The 20,448-nt window shown below is 58.9% G+C and carries 21 protein-coding genes; 8 read left to right on the forward strand and 13 right to left on the reverse strand.

All coding sequences use genetic code 11. From position 1 onward, the window contains the following. Positions 1-7: 7 nt before the first annotated feature. Complete coding sequence (locus AC5V87_RS09920; RefSeq protein WP_495370835.1) at positions 8-1,870, forward strand: acyltransferase family protein; 1,863 nt, start codon at positions 8-10, stop codon at positions 1,868-1,870. A 201-nt stretch (positions 1,871-2,071) separates the two neighbouring features. Continuing rightward, positions 2,072-3,397, forward strand: a complete 1,326-nt coding sequence (locus AC5V87_RS09925; protein WP_495370836.1) for an oligosaccharide flippase family protein — start codon at positions 2,072-2,074, stop codon at positions 3,395-3,397. Positions 3,398-3,407: 10 nt separating this feature from the next. Here AC5V87_RS09925 and AC5V87_RS09930 read toward each other — a convergent pair whose 3' ends face one another. The 7 genes from AC5V87_RS09930 to AC5V87_RS09960 all read right to left on the reverse strand — a co-directional run bounded on the left by AC5V87_RS09930 (position 3,408) and on the right by AC5V87_RS09960 (position 10,161). Then, positions 3,408-4,091: a class I SAM-dependent methyltransferase gene (locus tag AC5V87_RS09930; RefSeq protein ID WP_495370837.1), complete on the reverse strand. Its 684-nt coding sequence runs from the start codon at positions 4,089-4,091 to the stop codon at positions 3,408-3,410. A gap of 101 nt (positions 4,092-4,192) precedes the next feature. Beyond that, positions 4,193-5,236 (reverse strand): glycosyltransferase family 4 protein, encoded by a 1,044-nt coding sequence (locus AC5V87_RS09935; RefSeq protein WP_495370838.1) that lies wholly within the window; start codon positions 5,234-5,236, stop codon positions 4,193-4,195. Positions 5,237-5,263: 27 nt separating this feature from the next. After that, entirely contained in the window at positions 5,264-6,163 is a 900-nt protein-coding gene (gene rfbA, locus AC5V87_RS09940; protein ID WP_495370839.1) for a glucose-1-phosphate thymidylyltransferase RfbA, read from the reverse strand. A 4-nt stretch (positions 6,164-6,167) separates the two neighbouring features. Further along, positions 6,168-7,067, reverse strand: coding sequence for a dTDP-4-dehydrorhamnose reductase (gene rfbD / locus AC5V87_RS09945; RefSeq protein WP_495370840.1), 900 nt, complete (start codon positions 7,065-7,067; stop codon positions 6,168-6,170). Between the two features lie 3 nt (positions 7,068-7,070). Further along, a complete protein-coding gene (rfbC, locus tag AC5V87_RS09950) occupies positions 7,071-7,628 on the reverse strand; it encodes a dTDP-4-dehydrorhamnose 3,5-epimerase (protein WP_495370841.1) in 558 nt (185 codons plus the stop codon). A gap of 23 nt (positions 7,629-7,651) precedes the next feature. Next, positions 7,652-8,758: a dTDP-glucose 4,6-dehydratase gene (rfbB, locus tag AC5V87_RS09955; RefSeq protein ID WP_495370842.1), complete on the reverse strand. Its 1,107-nt coding sequence runs from the start codon at positions 8,756-8,758 to the stop codon at positions 7,652-7,654. A gap of 338 nt (positions 8,759-9,096) precedes the next feature. Further along, positions 9,097-10,161, reverse strand: coding sequence for an acyltransferase family protein (locus AC5V87_RS09960; protein ID WP_495370843.1), 1,065 nt, complete (start codon positions 10,159-10,161; stop codon positions 9,097-9,099). Positions 10,162-10,427: 266 nt separating this feature from the next. Between AC5V87_RS09960 and AC5V87_RS09965 the strand changes: the two genes are divergently transcribed. Further along, positions 10,428-10,784 (forward strand): hypothetical protein, encoded by a 357-nt coding sequence (locus tag AC5V87_RS09965; protein WP_495370844.1) that lies wholly within the window; start codon positions 10,428-10,430, stop codon positions 10,782-10,784. A gap of 80 nt (positions 10,785-10,864) precedes the next feature. On the opposite strand, the gene AC5V87_RS09970 is transcribed toward AC5V87_RS09965, so the two are convergent. The 3 genes from AC5V87_RS09970 to AC5V87_RS09980 all read right to left on the reverse strand — a co-directional run bounded on the left by AC5V87_RS09970 (position 10,865) and on the right by AC5V87_RS09980 (position 13,052). After that, on the reverse strand, positions 10,865-11,104 hold the full coding sequence (locus AC5V87_RS09970; protein WP_495370845.1) for a hypothetical protein: 240 nt from the start codon (positions 11,102-11,104) through the stop codon (positions 10,865-10,867). A 76-nt stretch (positions 11,105-11,180) separates the two neighbouring features. Continuing rightward, entirely contained in the window at positions 11,181-12,335 is a 1,155-nt protein-coding gene (locus AC5V87_RS09975) for a hypothetical protein (protein WP_495370846.1), read from the reverse strand. 471 nt (positions 12,336-12,806) lie between these two features. Further along, positions 12,807-13,052: a hypothetical protein gene (locus tag AC5V87_RS09980; RefSeq protein ID WP_495370847.1), complete on the reverse strand. Its 246-nt coding sequence runs from the start codon at positions 13,050-13,052 to the stop codon at positions 12,807-12,809. Positions 13,053-13,263: 211 nt separating this feature from the next. Between AC5V87_RS09980 and AC5V87_RS09985 the strand changes: the two genes are divergently transcribed. From AC5V87_RS09985 to AC5V87_RS09995, 3 genes are all read left to right on the forward strand, one after another. Next, positions 13,264-13,671 carry a hypothetical protein gene (locus AC5V87_RS09985; protein WP_495370848.1) on the forward strand — a complete coding sequence of 136 codons (408 nt, stop codon included), beginning with the start codon at positions 13,264-13,266 and terminating at the stop codon, positions 13,669-13,671. Positions 13,672-14,376: 705 nt separating this feature from the next. Then, positions 14,377-14,919 (forward strand): SGNH/GDSL hydrolase family protein, encoded by a 543-nt coding sequence (locus AC5V87_RS09990; protein WP_495370849.1) that lies wholly within the window; start codon positions 14,377-14,379, stop codon positions 14,917-14,919. A gap of 256 nt (positions 14,920-15,175) precedes the next feature. Next, positions 15,176-16,498, forward strand: coding sequence for a UDP-glucose dehydrogenase family protein (locus AC5V87_RS09995; RefSeq protein WP_495370850.1), 1,323 nt, complete (start codon positions 15,176-15,178; stop codon positions 16,496-16,498). A 670-nt stretch (positions 16,499-17,168) separates the two neighbouring features. On the opposite strand, the gene AC5V87_RS10000 is transcribed toward AC5V87_RS09995, so the two are convergent. From AC5V87_RS10000 to AC5V87_RS10010, 3 genes are all read right to left on the reverse strand, one after another. Next, positions 17,169-17,363: a hypothetical protein gene (locus AC5V87_RS10000; protein WP_495370851.1), complete on the reverse strand. Its 195-nt coding sequence runs from the start codon at positions 17,361-17,363 to the stop codon at positions 17,169-17,171. Between the two features lie 271 nt (positions 17,364-17,634). Beyond that, positions 17,635-17,934, reverse strand: coding sequence for a hypothetical protein (locus AC5V87_RS10005; protein WP_495370852.1), 300 nt, complete (start codon positions 17,932-17,934; stop codon positions 17,635-17,637). Between the two features lie 162 nt (positions 17,935-18,096). Continuing rightward, positions 18,097-18,750 (reverse strand): hypothetical protein, encoded by a 654-nt coding sequence (locus AC5V87_RS10010; protein WP_495370853.1) that lies wholly within the window; start codon positions 18,748-18,750, stop codon positions 18,097-18,099. Between the two features lie 130 nt (positions 18,751-18,880). On the opposite strand from AC5V87_RS10010, the gene AC5V87_RS10015 reads away from it, so the two are divergent. Further along, positions 18,881-19,237: a hypothetical protein gene (locus AC5V87_RS10015; protein ID WP_495370854.1), complete on the forward strand. Its 357-nt coding sequence runs from the start codon at positions 18,881-18,883 to the stop codon at positions 19,235-19,237. A gap of 256 nt (positions 19,238-19,493) precedes the next feature. After that, entirely contained in the window at positions 19,494-20,384 is an 891-nt protein-coding gene (locus AC5V87_RS10020; RefSeq protein WP_495370855.1) for an aldose 1-epimerase family protein, read from the forward strand. Positions 20,385-20,448 lie beyond the last annotated feature (64 nt).

Raw genomic sequence — 20,448 nt, forward strand, 5'->3', positions numbered from 1 at the left:
GAATCTTATGCAGTACCGTGCTGACATCGATGGCTTGAGAGCTGTCGCAGTTCTTCCTGTTCTTTTCTTTCACGCAGGGGTCCCTTATTTCTCGGGAGGCTTCGTCGGGGTCGACGTCTTCTTCGTCATCTCCGGCTACGTCATCACCAAGGGGATTCGCGCGGAAATAGAATCCGGTCATTTTTCAATCGCCGGCTTTTATGAGCGTAGATTTCGAAGGATATTTCCCGCCCTCGTGGCCACGCTGTGCCTCACTTTTGCGGCAGCCCTTTTTCTCCTGCTGCCGCAAGAACTGGTCGATTTATCCAACAGCCTGATCGCTTCGGTCCTCTCAGTCTCGAATATCTATTTTTGGCGGAGCTCCAGCTATTTCGATGCGTCGTCGCTGTTTCGGCCGCTTCTGCACACCTGGTCGCTGTCCGTCGAAGAGCAGTTTTACATCCTGATGCCGCTCTCGATGGTGGCGAGCAGGTACTTCTTCGAGCGGACGTGGCGTTATCTGTTCTGGCCGGTCCTTCTGCTCTCGTTGCTGCTGAGTATCTCGGCGACCTACACCGCGCCAACCGCGAACTTCTACCTCCTGCCGACCCGCGCCTGGGAAATTCTGCTCGGGGCGATGCTGGTGCTCGCGCCGCCTCCAAGGCCGGCTCCCTGGCTGGCTGAACTATTGGCAGCCGCAGGCCTCGCGCTGATCGGCTTCTGCGTCTTCTCTTACACTGACGCGACACCCTTTCCGGGCGTGTCCGCATTGCTTCCGTGCATCGGAAGCTTTCTCGTCATATTCGCCGGAACCGATAACACGACGCGGATTGGACGACTCCTGAGTGTCCGGCCATTGGTGCTGGTTGGCCTGATCTCTTATTCGCTTTATCTCGTTCATTGGCCGATCACGGTCATGATGCGGTTCTATCTGTTGCAGAACCCCCAGGCGCTCCAGGTCCTGTTCATCATCGTAGCCAGCTTCGTCCTGGCCATTCTCTCCTGGAGGTTCATCGAAACGCCATTCAGGCGGGGCGGGGCCGTGATGACGCGAAAGGTCGTTTTTGCGTCTTGGGGCACTGCGGTCGCGTTCCTGGTGATGCTCGGATCCGTCGGCACGCTGTCCGCAGGATTTCCAGCAAGATTTCCGGACATGCAGGTGGCGGCCGCGGCCGGTCCCGGGCTGTGGCGAAATGGCGTCTGTTTTCTGGACGGATCGCAGACGTTCGAGAAGTGGGATGCGAAGACGTGCGCGCTGACCCACGGATACAGCGAGAACGTGCTGCTCTGGGGTGACTCGTTCGCCGCGCACTACGTGCCTGGCATCATCGCGTACGGCACGCAATTGAACGCGAACATCTATCAATACACTGCGGCTGGGTGTCCCCCCGTCCTTAAGTATTTCTCCTACAAGCTGCCGAACTGCCAAGCCTTCAACGCCCATGCTCTGGAGATCATCAAGCAGCTCGGCATCAGGAAGGTCATCCTGAGCGCGCGGTGGGGCCTTCTGACCACCCGCGGCGGTTTCGATCTCCGCGACACCATTCGACAGATCGAGGAAGCCGGTGCCGACGTCTTCGTTTTTGGCCAGTCTCCGGAATTTGGGATCGATACTCGCGCGCTTGCCGTCAGGCTGAAGGAGAGGTCGAACTGGTACGCCGCCAATTACGACGAAGACCTGGAGCAAAAAATAAGGCTACAATCAGAGGGGGCCCACTATATCTCCCCCTTTGATCTCCTGTGTGCAAAGACCCTTTGCGCCTTCAAGACGAGCGCGGGCCTGCTCTACATCGACTACGGCCACTTCTCGGAGAAGGGTAGCCTGGCGGCGGTCAAGTCCATCTTTCCGCTGATCTGGGGTATCGAGGCGAGGACCTCCGAGGCGCATTAACGCTTGGCTCAACGCGACGGTATCCGCCTTTCGGCCTCCAATTCGATGTGCTAGTCAGCGTTGTCCTGGCCGATCCGAGGCTCGCGCGAACGGAATCGTTTGCCGGATACTTGAGCTGGAAACCACCGGGGGCGGGATCATTGAACTCCCCTCACACCGAAGATTTCCAGCTAACCTGCGGAATTTGTAACGACGCCCAGCATGCCGCTCACCGATCTGATCCGAAGCTACTGGCGTCGACCACTTTTCCGTAATATCGCCGTCGTGTTGACCGGAACTGCTGCCGCCCAAGTTGTAAACCTCGCAGCTTCACCTATTCTCAGCCGGCTATTCGACCCTGCTGCATTTGGTGCGCTCGGCACCTTTATGGCGATCGCGGTGCTCGTCAACGCCGCCGCGTCCTTGACCTATTCTGCAGCCATCGTGCTGCCTCCCAATGATCGTGATGCCCTGGCGCTCGTGTGGGTGAGCTTGCTGTCGTCATTTGCCGTCGCTGCGGTGCTATTGCTCGGCATCGCGGCCTATCTGCGCGTGTTGGATCGCGTTGAGACGATCCAACTGCTCTTGTTCGTGCTACCTTTCCAGGCAATCTTCGAGGCTCTGCTCCAGGCGGCGCAGCAATGGATGATCAGGAAGAGGTGGTACGCCATTTCGGCGCGGGTCATCATTGCCCAAGCGGCCGCTGTCAGCCTTTCCAAGATACTGGTGGGGGCGATTTGGCCCACTCCGTTCGCACTGATCCTCGTCTCACTCCTCGCAAGCCCGTTTAGTTCGCTCGTGTTGCTGTTCTGGCTGAATACTGGCGGCCGAAGATGGCCAGCATTGGCCTCGCTGCCTCGCGTTCGTCGCGCGGCTCGAAAGTACTCGGATTTTCCGATGTTTAGGGCTCCGCAGACGCTCGTTAGCGCCGTGTCGCAGAGTAGCCCGCTTCTGCTGCTGGCTATGTTCCATGGACCAATCGCTGCAGGCTTTTTCTCCCTTAGTAACTCCGTACTGGGATCTCCCACCGCGCTAATGGCAAAGACGGTCAACGATATTTTCTTTCCGCGGCTTGCCGAACTCGCAAATCACGGCGAGGAAACGCGCCCGCTGCTCTTGAAGGCAACCGGCGCCCTCTGTGCGATTACGGCAGTGCCCTTCACAGTATTGATCTTACTAAGTCCGCAGATATTTGGTTTCGTTTTCGGCGCCAAGTGGACAGAGGCGGGCACGTACAGCCAATTTCTGTCGTTCTTCTTCTGGACCGGAATTGTCGCGAGACCCAGCTTTGCTGCGGTATCGGTCTATCGTGTGCAGGGCGCCTACCTGGCTTACGAAATACTGAACATTTTTGTCAGGTTAGGCGCGCTCTCAATAAATGTACTTGTCCAAACCAGCCCGATCGTACCAATAGCACTATTTAGCTTGGCCGGTTCTTTAGCCAACCTTGCCTTTCTGGGCTATGTTCTCTTCGTCGGGAAGAAGTTTGACGAGCGCAGGCCAAAGGCGCTCCCGGGGAAAAGCGCCGACCAGACGACCACTGTGTGATTTATATCGTTCAAACCGGTCGGACGCGGAATCCAATCTGCGAATACTGCGTGTCCGCCCACAGACCTAGCGTCACGAGAACCACAGAAGCAGCCGCAATTTGCGAGACTCTCTTTTTGAGGGGAGGGAGCCCAGTAACTCCCCCTCTGATGATGCTGCGAATACCCCGCAGCTCTTCGATGGCATAGTCGTTCTCAACGAACGCTCTCCTTAAGCTGCGCTCCGTGAAGAATCTCAGATGCGTCCGATCCAATATTCCTTCGTCGGCATACGGCCAGTCCTTTAGCAGGAGCAACTTGACCATTGCAGTGAAGTGGCGAATGTTTGGAACTGACCCGACTAACGTGGCTCCTGGCACCATCTTATTTTTTATGCTTCGCAGGAACTTGTCATGGTCGGGCATGTGCTCGATAACATCGTTACAAATTACAAGGTCAAAGAACCGATCTGGTAGCTCGTGACTCACTTGATCGAAAGTACCAATCAGTAATTTCGTGAAAAGCGGTGCGCCGATGGCTGCGGCTTTTTCGTCGGGTTCTACGCCCCACATTTGGTCGCCGCCCGCCAAGTAGGTGCGCGAGAAGCCGCCGGCGCCGCAGCCGATTTCGAGCGTCCTCGAAAAAGTGTGCGGAAGAAACTGAGCCATGTCAGGACGGGTGTTCAGAAAGTATTGTCTCACAGGAAGTTCGGCCATCCGGATTCCTCCAATGAAGGGATTGTCTTATCCTTTTCCTACCTTGGTAACAGCCGTACACACGTTATAACACGAAGGAAGCGCACAACGAGACCTGGCAGCTATCGATCGAACTTCCTCAGTATCTGTTGCATTGTGGGTGCGACCGCTTCGAAGGTGAAAGATCGTTCAAAGTTGAGCTTGGCTGCACTTCCTAGTTTGTTTCGCAAATCTTCATCATTCCAAAAGCGAGCGATCGCCTCTCGTAGCTCGTCGACGTCGCCTGGAGCCACAAGAAGGCCGTTTTCGCCGTCCTGAATGTAGTCGATGGTTCCTGGCCCTCGTGTCACGATTATTGGTCGACCGAACATCATGGTTTCGAGGAAGCTGACTTGGCCGGAAGCGGCCTCGACGTTCTGAAGCGGAATGACGATCACATCGGCGGCGCAGCTCAACCGGTGGCACTCTGCGAGCGGCAGACCGCTTCTATGCTCCACAAAGCTCGGCAACTCCACGTTCTCCATCGCCTTGGGTCCGGCGACGATAATCGTTCGATAGCCAAGTGGGCCTAACGCTTTTACAAGGCTACCGTAATCGCGGTTGGCCGTCCCCAAAGCCAGGATGAACCGGTCCGAGGCACGAGTGACGTTAGGAAGTGGCTTCATCTCCACGGAGAGCGGGACGTAGACGAATCTTTCGCGCGGCAGCCCGAGCCACTTTGAGTACATTTCGATCTCGGCGGTCGAATGCACTACAAAGATGTCAATGGCCTTCGCGGCAAAACGGGCAAGCGCCCCCTTGAGTCCGTCATAGGTCGATCCGAGATTGAAGCACCATGCCACGATTGGGACGTTCGAGAACATCAGACGCTTAATCAGGGCAAGGCAAATCGGCAGTTGTGGAAAGCTCGTGAGATAGCCGAACGATGCCCCAAGGTTTGATGGTTGCTTGAACCACGCCCGGAGGGCATGAAAGGCATAATCAGCCCACTCACGCAGGCCCGACAAGCGGCGCGATCGATCATGATCGTATCTCGACGGGATGACTTCAAACGTCAAATCCGGATCGTGGATATAACTCGGAATCCATCCGGTCGTCGTGGACGGGCTAAATGGTGTTAGAACTTTCCAGTGCATCGTCGGCTCAAATTGAAATTGGGCGATCATTGACTCGACGGCAATGCGCGGACTTGCTCAGGAAAGATGATGCTCTTGTGGCCACGCGCACACCCGCAGCAGATATTGCCCGTACGCGCTCTTGGCGACCGGCTTGGCCAAGCGTTCCAGTTGATCAACTGAGATCCAGCCTGAGCGGTAAGCGATCTCTTCGGGGCAGCAAATCTTGTAACCCTGCCGCTTCTCAAGCACGCGAACAAATTCTGCGGCCTCAAGCATGTTGTCGGGCGTGCCGGTGTCCAGCCACGCGAAGCCGCGGCCCATTCGCTCCACATGCAGTTGCTTCCGCTCGAGATAGGTCCGATTCACGTCAGTGATCTCAAGCTCTCCGCGGTTCGACGGCTTCAGAGCGGCCGCAATATTGACGACGTCTTTGTCGTAGAAATAGAGTCCTGTGACCGCCCAGTTTGATCGCGGTTCGAGGGGCTTCTCCTCGATTGAAACGGCCATGTTTCGCTGATCGAAATCCACAACGCCGTAGCTTCGCGGATCGTTTACATGATACGCGAATACCGTGGCACCGTCGCCTCGCTGACGCGCTTGGCGGAGGAGTGGAACCAAATCGTGGCCGTAGAAGAGATTGTCACCCAGCACGAGCGCAGATGATTGTCCTGCGACGAAGTCGGCGCCAATGATGTAAGCTTGTGCGAGTCCTTCGGGGCTCGGCTGCTCTGCGTAGCTAAACGTCATTCCCCATCTTGTGCCATCTCCTAGCAGCTGGCGGAACCGCGGCAGGTCAGTCGGTGTGGAGATGATCAGGACGTCTCGAATTCCGGCCAGCATCAGAGTCGATAAGGGATAGTAGATCAGGGGCTTGTCATAGATGGGGAGCAGCTGTTTCGAAGCAGCAGTCGTCATCGGATGAAGGCGCGTTCCGCTGCCGCCGGCTAGGATAATACCCTTTGTTGCTAATGCCATCGTCTCATTGCTCCTGCCGGAAGTCTTGCTTCACCAATCGTTCGACGCACGTTTGAAGGGACTTTTCCCAATGAGGGAGAGTTATCTGATGAATGTTCGCAAGTCGCGAGTTGTCGAGCCTTGAGTTTGCGGGTCTATGCGCCGGGGTCGGGTAAGCAGATGTAGGAATGGGTTTGACATGGGCTGCCGGCCCGCCGATGGAGGCGGACACAGCGAAAATAGCTTCGGCGAAGCCAGCCCAGGTGGTCTCGCCGGTGCCGGTCATGTGAAACGTCCCGCGGAGTTGCGAGGACGGGTCGGTCAAGAGATTTTGGACTATACTGATGACCCCCTGCGCCAGATCGAGCGCGCTGGTTGGTGCACCCTGTTGGTCGCTGACGACGGATATCTCCTCGCGTTTCGAGGCGAGCGAAAGCATCGTTCGCACAAAGTTTCGTCCGAACGGGCTGTATAACCACGATGTACGAAGGACTGCATGGTCTGCGTTCGCGTCCCTGACGGCGCGTTCGCCCTCGAGCTTGGTCTTTCCATAGACCCCCAGAGGGCCGGTTGCATCGTCTTCGCGATAAGGTCTTTCGAGCTCACCGCTAAAGACATAATCGGTCGATATGTGAACAATTGGAATCGAGAGTCGCGCGGCCGCGCGCGCCGTGGCCGCAGCGCCATCTACGTTGATTGCATGCGCCGCTGCCGCCTCGCTTTCGGCAAGATCGACGGCCGTGTAGGCTGCGGCATTGACGATGGCCGCGGGGCGCAACGCGAACAGAGCGCTTTCTAGATCTGCCGGCCGACCCAAATCCACATCCGGCCGTGCGACTGGGCAAATCTCCACGCCCCGCATCGGCGCACACTCAATCAGTGACTTGACGAGTTGGCCGTTTCGGCCTGTGACGACAATGCGCATAGCTCAATCGAAATAAATCGGCAGCGCCTTCAGCTGTGGCCAGCGGGTATCTTTCTCTGCGAGCAGAGCCTTGTCTCGCGGCATCTGCCAATCGATCGCGAGATCCGGATCATCCCAGGCAAGGCCACGCTCGTCCTTCGGAGACCAGTAGGCGGTTACTTTGTAGAGGACGACCGTGTCGGGCTCCAGCGTGCAATAGCCGTGGGCAAAGCCGGCCGGGACCAGAAGCTGTTTGCCGTTTTCGGCCGAAAGCACTTCCGAGACCCACTTTCCATAAGTGGGCGACGAGCGCCGCAAGTCGACTGCGACGTCAACGACGCTCCCGTGCAGCACGCGCAGCAACTTGTCTTGAGCGGTGGGGGGCGTTTGGAAATGGAGGCCGCGGATGGTGCCCGCCTCCTTCGAGAAGGCCTGATTGTCCTGAACGAAATTCAGTGTGATGCCTTGCTCGAAAAACCGCTGCTGGTTGTACGTCTCGCTGAAGTGCCCGCGGACATCGCCGAATGATTTGGGCGTGATGACCTTGACGGCCTCGATGGCGGTAGGAACGACGTTGAGCATGGTAAATCCTGGACGCTGAAGACCTAGACTGCGAGGCCAAGCCGCTCGCCTCGATAGGTGCCCGTCCTCACGCGTTCCCACCATGTCTTATTGTCGAGATACCATTGCACGGTTTGGCGCAATCCGCTTTCAAAACTGTGCCTTGGTTTCCAGCCCAGCTCTCGCGCAATCTTCGCAGCGTCGATCGCATAGCGTGCATCGTGGCCCGGGCGGTCTGCCACAAAGGTGATCAGCCGTTCGCGTGGGCCGATCGACGGATTGGGGGCGAGCTCATCGACCAATGCGCAGATCGCCCTGACAACATCGATATTTGTGGCCTCATTGTGGCCGCCGATATTGTAGCACTGTCCCGTGACACCTTTGTGAGCAACGAGCAGAAGTGCCTCCGCGTGGTCGTCCACATGAAGCCAGTCGCGGATGTTTTCACCCTTGCCGTAGACCGGCAGCGGCTTGCCCTCCAGTGCGTTGATGATCGTGAGCGGAATCAGCTTTTCGGGAAAGTGGTAGGGGCCGTAATTGTTGGAGCAGTTGGTGATCACGACTGGCAGGCCGTAAGTGTGGTGCCAGGCGCGAACAAGGTGATCGGACGCGGCCTTGGACGCGGAATAGGGGGAGTTGGGCTGATAGGCCGTCTCTTCGCTGAAGTAGCCGGTGGCGCCCAGCGAGCCAAAAACCTCGTCGGTCGAGATGTGATGGAAGCGAAAGCCGTCCTTGCGTTGCGGCAGCAGTTTCCGCCAGTAATCCAGGGCCGCCTGAAGCAGTGCAAAGGTGCCGACGACGTTGGTTTGAATGAACTCGGCGGGCCCGTCGATCGAGCGGTCGACGTGACTTTCAGCCGCAAGATGCATGACAACGTCCGGGGCGAACGCCGTCACAATTCGTCGCATGGCCGCAGCATCGGCGATGTCGGCTTGCTCGAAACGGTATCGCGGATTCGCGGAGACCGGCCGAAGCGAATCCAGATTGCCCGCGTAGGTGAGCTTGTCGACGACGAGGACATCACTCGACGTGGTCTCGATGAGGCGACGCACCACGGCCGAGCCGATGAAACCCGCTCCGCCGGTTACGAGAAATCTCTTCGGAGCGGAGTGGGAATCCAACGTCGAGTCCTTAGCCACGAACAGTTCCATTCTTGGTTTCAGCAGATACCCGGTGAGTGACTAAAAGTCCTTGCGGGCCACTCTGTGGCAAGTGCCCAAGAATTCTTCATCGTGCTCAAAATTCGGACTGAAATTCCAAGATGAAGATAGATTAGCTGATTATGCGCGAAGTCTATTGTCCCCGTAAAATACGAGCAAGTCATTTTTCCCGGCATAGCTAATATGACAAAATTCCGGAATCCTTCGTGATTTCGAGCCTCCGGTGCATGGGCCTGGAGCTGCCGCCTGCGTCGATGCCAACGACGATGGTCAGTGTGCCGGAATGAGCTCCGATCACGGCAGCCTTCATTGAGAGCTCCCGCCAAGCATCAGCTCGAACTGCTCCGCTGAAGCGAGGGGTCCATCTTCGCTTTGGGCTTGGACAATTGGGCGAGTAGCCGCGACGTCGGCCTCTCGATGGTCGAGTACACGATTAGTCCGCCGACGAGCGCAATTGCGGCGCCGATCGTCGCATAAAAAAGCGCGATCTCGCTGAAACCGTGAAAGATGCCGGCCCGTTTCGCGATCAGGTTGAAGATCAGGAAGAAGATGATGTGCGACAGATAGATCGAATAGGACGCATCGCCGAGCAGCAATCCTGCACGGCTCGGACTCTTCTGAGCGTCGGGTTCGAAGCTGAGCGCTGCTGCGACGACCAGCGCGGCCGGCAGCCCCCAAACGATCGCTCGTGAGAGCAGGCTTTCAGGGGTGTTCCAGGCGGACCAAACGATCGCAACGCTCGCAAGAAAAATCAGCGCAGTTGCCCAGGCCCTTGGGGGAATGAGTTTGGCTTCGTAGAGCCTCCCGATCACGCATCCGGCGATGAATTCGAGGAGGAGCGGGCTCGTATACGCGAATGACATGCCATTCCTAAAATCGAACAGCAGGCCAACGGCAACCAAAACGGCGAGGCACAAGACGACGGCCTTGAGCTGCGTCGACCTTGGCAGGGTCAGCGTCGCGGCAAAGACGCAATAGAAGAACATTTCGTACATCAGCGTCCAACCGAGGAAGTAGAATGCCGAAATCCGCTGGCTCAAATGCTCGTCAAACCACGGAATGAAGAATAGCGACCTGACCACATCCACCGGCGCAATCGGATTGTGCTTACTGGCCAATGTGACCAGAAGGTAGACCAGGGTGAAGATCCAATAGAGGGGAACGATTCGGATCAGGCGATGCCAGATGAATTCCCTCGGTCCGATTTGCCTGCGTCCTGTTGTCGTCCACATGATGAAGCCGCTGATCACGAAGAACAGATCGACCCCTGCTTCCCCGATCGATGCAGGTTGCTTCAATCCTGTCTCGAAGTAGGCCGGGCCGATGAAATGGTGAACAACAACGGCGCTGGCTGCTATCGCGCGCAAGTATTGAATAGTGACTATGCGGTGCACTACTGCTCCTGGGCCGCTGGGTAGCTTCGAGGCGGTGGGCTCTAGATATCACTGGATATCTGTGGGCCTCAACATGGCAAGCTGAAGACAGTCGGCGGCTTATGCCTATCTTGTCATAAATGGCAGGACGATTGGGCGGCTGGCTTTGGGGCGCGAAAGGCTGCCAGCAGGCGCTGCAAGCAGGACAAGATCATTGATCCCCGTGTAGGATGCTCATTGGCTGCGAGCCGTCCAGATTCGGCAACAGGTGCGTCGTGACTAAGTTCATGCTCCAATCGCTTGCACTTCTCGCGGGGCTCTCGCCCGCGGCGGCACTGGCCGGGGGGACATGTCTCCTGCATCCGGAGCCATTCAAGCTTCAGTCGGATATGGTTCGCTGGTCGTTCAAGATCGCTTCGGGCGGCCAGTGCATCCAGGGCTTGCGCTGGTCCACGATCATGATCGATCACATCGCCATCACGGAGATGCCCAAATCAGGCCAGGTCATTATCCAGGGACCCTCGTTCCGCTACTTGTCCAATCAGGGCGCTCGCGGAAGCGATTCCTTCAAGCTGAGCATCACGGGATCGTCGATGCGGATTTCGGGCAGTTCGTCGATCGAGGTCGAAGTAAGCGCCGAATAGGCTTGCTGCTGTTTGCGATGCTGCGCGTTCGGCGGAGAAGATTTCGGCTTGCTCTGAAGGGCGATCCCGCCACTGCATGCTCAGTGCGGCGGATTGGTCAGCCCACTGTTGTTGTTGGTATTGGGATTGGCCGAGACCGCGGGCGGCACGCCTTGACCAATGGGATTCTGGAAGGGATTGTTGCTCGGTTGGGTTGCGACCGCCCTGCGCGCGGACTGTTGCTGGCTCCTCTGCCCCTGTTGCTGCGTTCCCTGGGCCTCTGCCGCTGTAGACGTGCCGAGCATTGCTATGACGAGAACCGTGAGCACGGACGAACGCATTGTTGCCTCCATCGATCCGACGCGGTTAACCGACAGCTCCAACCTAGCTAGGCGTCGCGTTGCAAATTGGAAGGCGTCACGGCTTCTTGCAATCGGTATAGAGAACGCCGGTGGTCAGGACCACGCGCTCGATGCAATGCCTGGCATCGGTGATCTCTCCTGGGACCGTGAAATCGTAGGCCTGTCCCCTGAGGATCAGGGCGTACCGGCCCGGTGCCAATTCAAGCTCGGGATCCTCACTATGCAGCTCGTACATCTCGGGTGCGTTTGGGAGCGGTGATGAACGGAACGGGAACGACACGTTCCTGATCACCCAGGTCGCCTCGCCGTCATCCGGCCTCTTTCCGGCGGCCTCGGCGGAAAATTCCCGGGTGACCCTCGCCAGGATGCGAACCTCGGCCCGATCGGCGGCATTGGCCGAGGAATCGCGGCGGAACACGACGAATTTCGGGTGTCCATTCGGTAACACGGTCGGGCTCGGTGCCTTGAGCGCGGCCGATACCGCAACGCGAATATCTGGTGGCTTGCCGGGGAGGAGCGGCAGCTCCACGAGACGATTGTCGGCGACCGCGTAGATGCCGTAGTCCGTCGGCCGCAACGGATCGGGCTTCGCCGGGGGAGGCGTGGGCGCCGGTGCGCTCGCGGGCTGGACCGGCGGCGGGGAGGCAATTGTTGTTTCCTGAGGAGCGAGATCCCGAGCCAAGTTTTGTGTGAAGTGCCACAGCCGCTCCCGTTGCTGGACAGCGAGCAAAACGCCGCCGAGGACGACAAGCATCGCGGCAGTTCGTCGCATCAGTGCAAACTGCGGGCTTCGGCCGCGACCTGCCGCGTGGACCGGTCCGAGGCGCCAGGCTGGCTCCGGCGCCGTCGGCTGCGCCGCTGCGGCCTGAGCGGCAATAGAGCCTGGCAGCTGATCCAGTCGGGCCGGGCCCTCTTCGCGCTGAAGCTTGGTCGGCGAGGGCGCAATGAGCGGCTGTTGCTGCGAGAAGTGTTCAACGCCCCGGATTGCGGTCTCGAGCGCCTGCTGCGCGCGCTTGATATCCTTGGCATCCGCGTGCGTAAATTGCTCCAGCAGTTTGTAGCGGGCGAGGTCGTAGATGGCCTGACGCAAATGCTCGGGGTTGTTGTCCACCGTCTCGATCATGCGGGCGATGACGAGCGCGAATTGGATCTCCGTAGGAGCCTGGTCCGGCCGTTCGGGATCGTTGGGAATTAGGTCGCCCGAGGTCATCGCCTGGGTGGCATTCTTAGGTGCATGACGGTCAGATTAAACCAATCCGCCTGCCACGAATACGGCATTTTCGGCTGTATCGGCGCCATGCATCTCGACTAGAATGGCTGGATGCCGCGGATCAAGTGGTCCGGTCGTCAGAAAAGCTGTCGTGCGGGAACATTACATGGTCGCTAACCGGAAATCGCCCTTGATGCTACTGGCCGTGACGTGTCTTGCGGTCGGTGCCCTTCCAGGGCACGCATCGGCACTCACGGCCGAGCTTGCGCGGAAATGCAGTGCATTGACGGCCAAGCAATTTCCGCCGCGCGAGCCCGGCAACCCGGCAGCCGGCAGTGCAAAGGGGTCAGGGCGTGCTCAGCACGACTATTTCAACAAATGTGTCGTCAACAACGGCAGGATGGACGCTGAAACGTCATCCAAGTGAAACAGCGTCCCTCTGACTGCGGAATTGGGCCGGCCGCAGGCACGTCAGGATTGGCGTTGCGCAGATGAGGACGGCGTCTCTGGAGCAGGAATATTGCCTTCCTTCTCTATACAGTTCCTGAAATAGGCTTGGCGATCCCCGCTCATCCGCACCGAACCGGGGCGCTGATACGGATAGGCGATGTAGGAATAATGCATGCACTTGCGGGCCACCTCGGCGCTTGGACCGGCGGCCGCCGCGGTCGGAACGAGCGTACAGGCCAGCATGGCGAGATTGATTGCGATCCTCAATGTTTTGTCTCGCATCATGGGAGGGCAAGTGGGTTCGAACGAACCAGCCGAACCGGCTTTATAGCCGTTCGTTTCACGGTCTTGCCAGCGTCGTCTCGCAAACCTGCTAACGGGATTTAGCTTCACATTTACCAATGCGGGCCCTTTGCGGCCGGGCCTTACCGAACGTTAGCCCGAGTTGGCGCATCGTCCTCAAAAAAGGATGGCGCCAATGAAACCGTTCACTTTTCCCGCTCTCGTTATGCCGACGATCAGCGCTCTTCTCATCGGCCAAGCCAACGCAACGCCAAATTGCCTGCGAGATCATCAGCCCTATAAGCTCGCCGGCGACAGTATCGATTGGTCGATGACGATCAAGCCGGGCGCCAACTGCATTCAGGGCCTTCGCTGGTCGACCATGCAAATCTACAGCGTGTCCGTCGCGGAGCAGCCGAGGGGCGGCGAGCTCACATTGGTCGGTCCAGGGTTTCGCTATTTCGCCAACTCAGACTTCAAGGGGAGCGACAGTTTTGCCTTGGTGGTGGTGGGAAAGAACCGCCACGACGAGGGACGGTCGGTCATTCACATCAACGTCAGCGCCTCAAACGAGGGTCTCGTCGCCAATCTGGCGGGCTATTGAACTGAGGCTTGCTGGACCGTCGATCTGGCGTTAGTGGCTGGAGTGCCGCTGGAGCATTCAGAGCAAGGCTTCGTAGCGAAGTGCTCGAGCTGGACGCTGCTAACGCGCGCGCACGCTGCCGGATAGGCCGGCGCGCACGACGCCTCGTATGCGATACAGCTATGAAGAAGCGCGGCTTGCCAGTCTGCCTAGTTTTTTGGCTGCGGAACTTGAACAAACTTCATCTCAATGTGGCAATGTCGCTCTTCTGGAGCGAGGAGCCCGTTCACCGTCGAACAATTCGACCGATCGCGCGGGCGAAGGGTGAGGAACGGGCCCGTCGCGACCGAGTTGTGCAATTGCATAGCAATGCGGTGGCGAAAATGCGCCGTTGGACTGAGGAAGAGATCTCACGGCTGAGGATGCTGGCGCAGAAGCGGCGTGCATCTCAAATCGCAATTGAACTCGGCCGGTCAACCGGTGAAGTTCATCGCAAAGCCCGTGAGCTGGGTCTGTCTCTGCGTCTCCAATCTCAGACCAAGCCTCCGAGCCCTTGAGAAGGCCGCATCGCCGGCGTTGTTTGCCCCTTCAAAGCAAAAAGATCGTGGGCCACGGTGAGCGACGTTTGCGCTCAACTCCGTTCCAACGAAACTCGGCGCCCAACACATTCTCATTGCGCTGGCCGCCTTCGCCCCCGGAGTGATCTGGCAGGAAAAAGTCTGTCTCATGCGGTCGACGCAGACGCTCGCAAGAGGGATCGTCGGCGAACCGTTGTTGCGGCGCTGGTTTCCCCGAACTGCTCCGCGGCCGCGCAATACGGGCTTTGAGACGTTCCATCCACATGCCGACGTTATCGTGGTCGGCGAGAGCCTCACCGAGGCGGCGGAATGGCGCGCATGTTTTGCCGGTACGAGCATTGCGAATCGCGGTATCCGCGGCGATCGCACCGATGACATTCTCCAGCGAATGGACGCCATTCCTGCCGTCGGAGCACACATCCAGTCCACCATCACGAATGATCGAGGACGGTGTACGGTGGGATACTTGATGACATTCGTGCTCTCAATGAGCTGCTGCGCCCATGCCGGCAAGAACGGACTGACATTCATCGACTTGAACAAGTCACTGTCGTCTGCGGAGAAAGGTCTTATCAAGCAGTATACTTATGACGGAATTCACCGGCTCGGCCTGGGGTACCTACAGTGGAGGGGGCTATCGAGCGGCACGTCCGGTGAGAGGCGAGTGTCTGGGGCGCGTCGTTTCAGTTGAGGTCGGAGTAGCGTTCCTTCAGCAAGTAGCGGACTTCGTCGTGGCTTTCCTACGGCACGGCATGAGGCCCCATAGTGGTGCGCCATTGCGCGATTCTCTATCGTCCGGGCGCAGACTTGATCTTCCCGCAAGACAGCGCGGTTAAGGTTTATTCGGACTACTCCAGAACCTGCTCCAATGTTGGGCGTGCGAGCAGATAAAGAAGTGTACTAAGATGTTCGGTGGAACATCTGTCCCTATTGGAGCTGGGTTTTTCATGCGAATCGCGATGATCGGCACGGGTTATGTGGGACTGGTGTCCGGGGCCTGCTTTGCGGATTTCGGTCACGAGGTCACGTGCGTCGACAAGGACGAGAAGAAGATCGCCAGCCTTCATCGCGGCGAGATCCCGATCTACGAGCCCGGTCTGGATGAGCTGGTTGCCAGCAACGTCAAGGCCAAGCGGCTGGACTTCACCACCGATCTGTCGAAGCCGGTTGCCGAGGCCGACGCCGTGTTCATCGCGGTCGGCACGCCCTCGCGCCGCGGCGACGGCCACGCCGATCTGTCCTATGTCTACGCCGCCGCGAGGGAGATCGCGCAGGCGCTGTCCGGCTTCACCGTGGTGGTGACCAAGTCGACCGTGCCGGTCGGCACCGGCGACGAGGTCGAGCGCATCATCCGCGAGGCCAATCCTAACGCCGACGTCGTCGTCGCCTCCAACCCCGAGTTCCTGCGCGAGGGCGCGGCGATTCGCGACTTCAAGTTCCCCGACCGCATCGTGGTCGGCACCTCCGACGAGCGCGGCCGCAAGGTGATGGGCGACCTCTATCGTCCGCTGTCGCTGAACCAGGCACCGCTGATGTTCACCGCGCGCCGCACCGCGGAGATGATCAAATACGCTGCCAACGCGTTCCTGGCGACCAAGATCACCTTTATCAACGAGATCGCCGATCTCTCGGAGAAGGCCGGCGCCAACGTCCAGGAGGTCGCGCGCGGCATTGGCCTGGACAACCGCATCGGCACCAAGTTCCTGCATGCCGGTCCCGGCTTCGGCGGCTCGTGCTTTCCCAAGGACACCAAGGCGCTGATCAAGATCGCCCAGGACCACGACGTGCAGCTGCGCATCGTCGAATCCGTGCTGGCGGTCAACGAGAACCGCAAGCGCGCGATGGCGCGGAAGGTGAGCCAGGCGCTCGGCGGTAGCTTGCGCGGCAAGACCATCGCGGTGCTCGGCCTCACCTTCAAGCCCGACACCGACGACATGCGCGATGCGCCGTCGATCCCGCTGGTCACCGGCCTGATCGACATGGGCGCGACCGTCAAGGCGTTCGACCCGATCGGCATGGAGCAGGCGAAGGGTGAGCTGCCCAGCATCACCTATTGCGAGGATGCCTATTCCTGCGCGCAAGGCGCCGACGCGGTCGTCATCGTTACCGAATGGGTCCAGTTCCGCGCGCTCGACCTCGACCGGCTGAAGAGCGCCATGGCCCAGCCGGTCATCGTCGACCTCCGCAACATCTATCGCCCGGAAGAGATGGAAGCCGCAGGCTTCACCTACGAGAGTGTCGGGCGCCCCGCTCGGCTGAATGAGGCTTGACGCTGTCGGTTTGTCCCTGAACAGGGGTCTCGAGGGAGGTTGTCGCCGGCCGGTCAGGAGAGTCGCGCTGGCGCCGCGCACGCTATCTTGACGGCGCGTCTGACACATCTTGCGTTTTGGGTGGCGTTGCCAGTTTCGGCGCGGCTTTGGCGTTTTGCGATGATGTCGCCGATGCTGGTTTCGCCGTCGTGGAGAACGTCCGATCAAAGCAATCCCGCATCGCCTGGTCCGATGTCATGAGCATGCAGTTTGGGCCGGCCTGCGCGGAGTTCGATGAGATGGCGACGCACGCCACGGCCGAGATCAACAAGATGCGCATGACTCAAATCCTTGTGCGGTGGAAAAGCATGCATTGTAGCATTTGCCGTCGACTCTCGTCGAATCGACGAAGTCTGGTCGATAAATAGGCAACTCAACACACAGAGCTTCGCCCCGTTCATTGGGCAGGTGAACTTGCAGCTTGAGACGGGAACAGCCCTAGTCCCGCTCGCGGCCATGCGGAGCTGTTGGACCGTCAATCAACTCGAGGTGAAAGGGAATTCGATCAAGGATTGCAAATGGGCGACATATTGCGTCGTCCAATACGACGGCAGAGGTGTTGCAGATCAATTTCGCGCTTTGAGTTGTGCTCGTCGGCGTCGCGAGGGAACAGGCAGCTTATGACTGCGCTCTAGCCGAAGATCATCCAACTAATAGCGGCAAGCCCGGCGCGGATGATGACATATAGCCAGCCGATCATTGCGACAGCGACCGTGGTCAAATAGGCGGCTGCAAAGGCGCGGTCGCCGATCGGGGGTTTGTTGACTCCAAAGTCTTCGGTGGTGATGTCCGCGCTCAGACTTGTTCGATTGGCTGCATCCGACATGTCTCGCCTCCGACGCGTGAGTATCTCGCAGGAATATTGCGCCCACCCGACAGCAACGTGGAAAGCACGCGGCGGCAGAGAGGCAGAAGCGAGACGCGCAACAAGTCGTCTGATGCGTCGTCCCGCGTCTGCCTTGCTGAGGCGCGTTCCTGCAGGTTTACTCGGTGCAGTTGTCGTGCCAAGTTTGCGCTTTCTGGATGGAATGCGCTTTCCGACGACGATCTCACCGTAGGGCCACTCCACCGCCGCACCAGAGTTCCGCCGAAGATCTTCAGAAATTGCCCGGGTACAGCGACGCGCGCCATGGCACGTCGGTGGATACGGCTCCCATCGATTCCTCGACTGCTCTCGTGGTGAAATTTGAGCGCTCACGATTGAGTTTGCGAATTGGATCTTTACCAAGTTCCAATCCCGTCCCGCCTCTAGCGCGCCGAGGCTTGCAATCCGAAGGATGCTTGGCGCAGAAGGCGGTGTATTGAACCGGCGGCAGAGTGGGCTCGGCGTGCACACGCAAGATGCACAGCTGCACGAGCATGACCGAGAGTGATGCATACAGGAGGAGCTTTTGCATTCACTATACTCGCGCTGAAGCAAACAACGAAACCTGGCTCGAGATTGAGTCGAACGTTTGGCTGCGGCGGCGATGTCGCCCGAGGAACTCTGCGTGCGATCGATCAGGCCGCAGCGGAACAAGCGCGGCCACCAAATATATGTCGCGGAGCTCGAAAGTGAGCTACTCCAAATCGCCGTAGGCGAGACTAAGGCGAGCTTCGCATGCGCTCCGATCAAATGCGGACTTTTTTCGAAATTCCGCCATTCTGCCATGCATGCCGATCAGATCGGCAAATTCCTGAACAGTTTCGTAGTTGCGACCGACATAATCGTCGATGAGGATCGTGGTATCGGGAGTGACGCGGAGAAGTGCTTCCAGTGTGCACGCCACACGCATCCGCCCATCCACCAGGACCAGATCCGGCGTGAACTCTGGAGACGATCGCCAAGGTGCCTGCGGTAAGCGCTTCCACTTTTCGACGCGACCGGGCGTGGCCGTATCAAAAACCGGGAAGCCCCAATCTCGCGTGAACCCGATGTCAGGAGTCAGTATGCTCACGTGGGCATCTGTTGGCGGAAGTGCGGCTCTCACTGCCGCTGCGAAAACGCCATCCGTCTCGACGGACACCAGTTTTTTGACGTTCCGGGCGGCCTCGATCGTCGAACCCCCGGAGCCATATTCAAGGTAGGCCTGAGACCTGAGAACCGCCCATTGAAAGCGGATTAGTCCTTCCGGATCAAATGTTGGCGTGGGATTAATCGTGTAGCCGCGGAGATGTTTCTTCACGTTGAATTTGGCGGCATCCCAATAGTAGCTGAATCCATGCTCAGTCACGATTGTTTCCCTCGTCGCTTCACTACGGGAAGATTAGCGGGAGAAACGAGTGCGCGTCCACCACGTCAACGGCAATCGAATCTTGTCAGCGCGCTGTAAGCGCGAATGTTGTCTAGCCGTTGGCGGAGACATGAAGATGACGCCGTGGGCAACCATCAGCGGCAACGACAACCGGGCGATCTTCTCGCGCTCGGTCATATGCCGCTCACCATTGGTCCGTCTCCCATTCTTCGAAGGCTTGCGGCTTTTGAATGTATTGCCATTTCCCGTCTTTGCCGCGGCGGCGCCAGGTCGGGCACTTAAGCAGAGTCTTGCCGCCATCAACTGTCGGTCTCGGGAAGAGTGGAGGTTCGCACGGACGCCATTGATATTCATCATCCCGCTGGCCGCTTCGGCCCCCGAACCACCGTCGCCAGAAAAACATTGTGTCAGCCCCATGACAATCATCGGGGCCTATCAGAAGTTGCGTCGCACAATCAATGGCTGAATGTTGGGGCTTTCGGTAAGGCATGTAGCGCGGTTAACGCTCTTGCCGGTGAACGGTTCACTGCGTCAGCAAGCTGCGACCCGCAAGGAACGGCAAGCATATTGATCCAGCTGTACCTGCTATGGACATAACTCGGCTATAGACGAGCTCGATGGTCCCGCTTGCCACTTGCAACATCGGCAGGTCTCCACGGCTCGGTCAAATTCCCGAGAGTGGTGGATGCAATGACATATGACTTGCTCGCAGGAGCGTGCACATGACGAACGACACGCACACGATTCGCGCCGGCGACCTCACCGCAACCATCAAGGCCCACGGCGCCGAGCTGTGCTCGCTGAAGGACGCAAGCGGCCTCGAGTTCATCTGGCAGGCGGGGCCGGAATGGCCGCGCCATGCGCCGCTGCTGTTCCCGATCGTCGGGCGTCTTGCGGGTGACGAATTGCAGCACGGGGGCAGGACCTACCGGATGACCCAGCACGGTTTTGCGCGTGACAGTCGCTTTGCCTGGGCTGGGCGTGATACGACCAGTTGCACGCTGGTGCTCGAAGACAACGAGGCGACGCGCGCGCTCTATCCGTTCGCGCTCCGCCTGAAGGCCATCTATACGATCGACGACGCCGGCCTTGATCTCGTGCTCACGATCGTCAACACCGGCAAGGAGATGTTGCCGGCTTCGCTCGGCGGACATCCGGCCTTCAACTGGCCGCTGCAGGCGGGTGTGCCCAAGGAAAGCTATGCGCTGACCTTCGCCAACGCAGAGGCATCTGCCGTCCGCCGTCTCGATGGTGGATTGCTGCGCGCGGCAGCGGAGCCGAGCCCGGTCAACGGCACGGTGCTGCCCTTGTCCGAATCCCTGTTCGTCGACGATGCCATCATCTTCGACCGGATCGAGAGCAGTTCGGTCCGCTATGCCGCCGGGCAGGACGCATCCGCCGGGCCGTGGCTGAAGATGTCCTGGCGCGGCTTTCGCGAACTCGGCGTCTGGTCGAAGCCCTCAGGCGCGCCGTTCATCTGCATCGAGCCCTGGCGCGGCTATGCCAGCCCCAAAGGCTTCGACGGCGAGTTCGCCGACAAGCCCGGCCTGATGCAGATCGCGCCTGGAGCGGAACAGCGTTTGTCGTATCGGATCGAGATCGGATCGTCCTGAGATCGATGACCCGACGACCGGTTTCCAGCCGCCGAAGGTCGGTTCGCCCTGATCGCGCCAGGCG

The organism is Bradyrhizobium sp. SOJA106 (genome assembly GCF_059448745.1).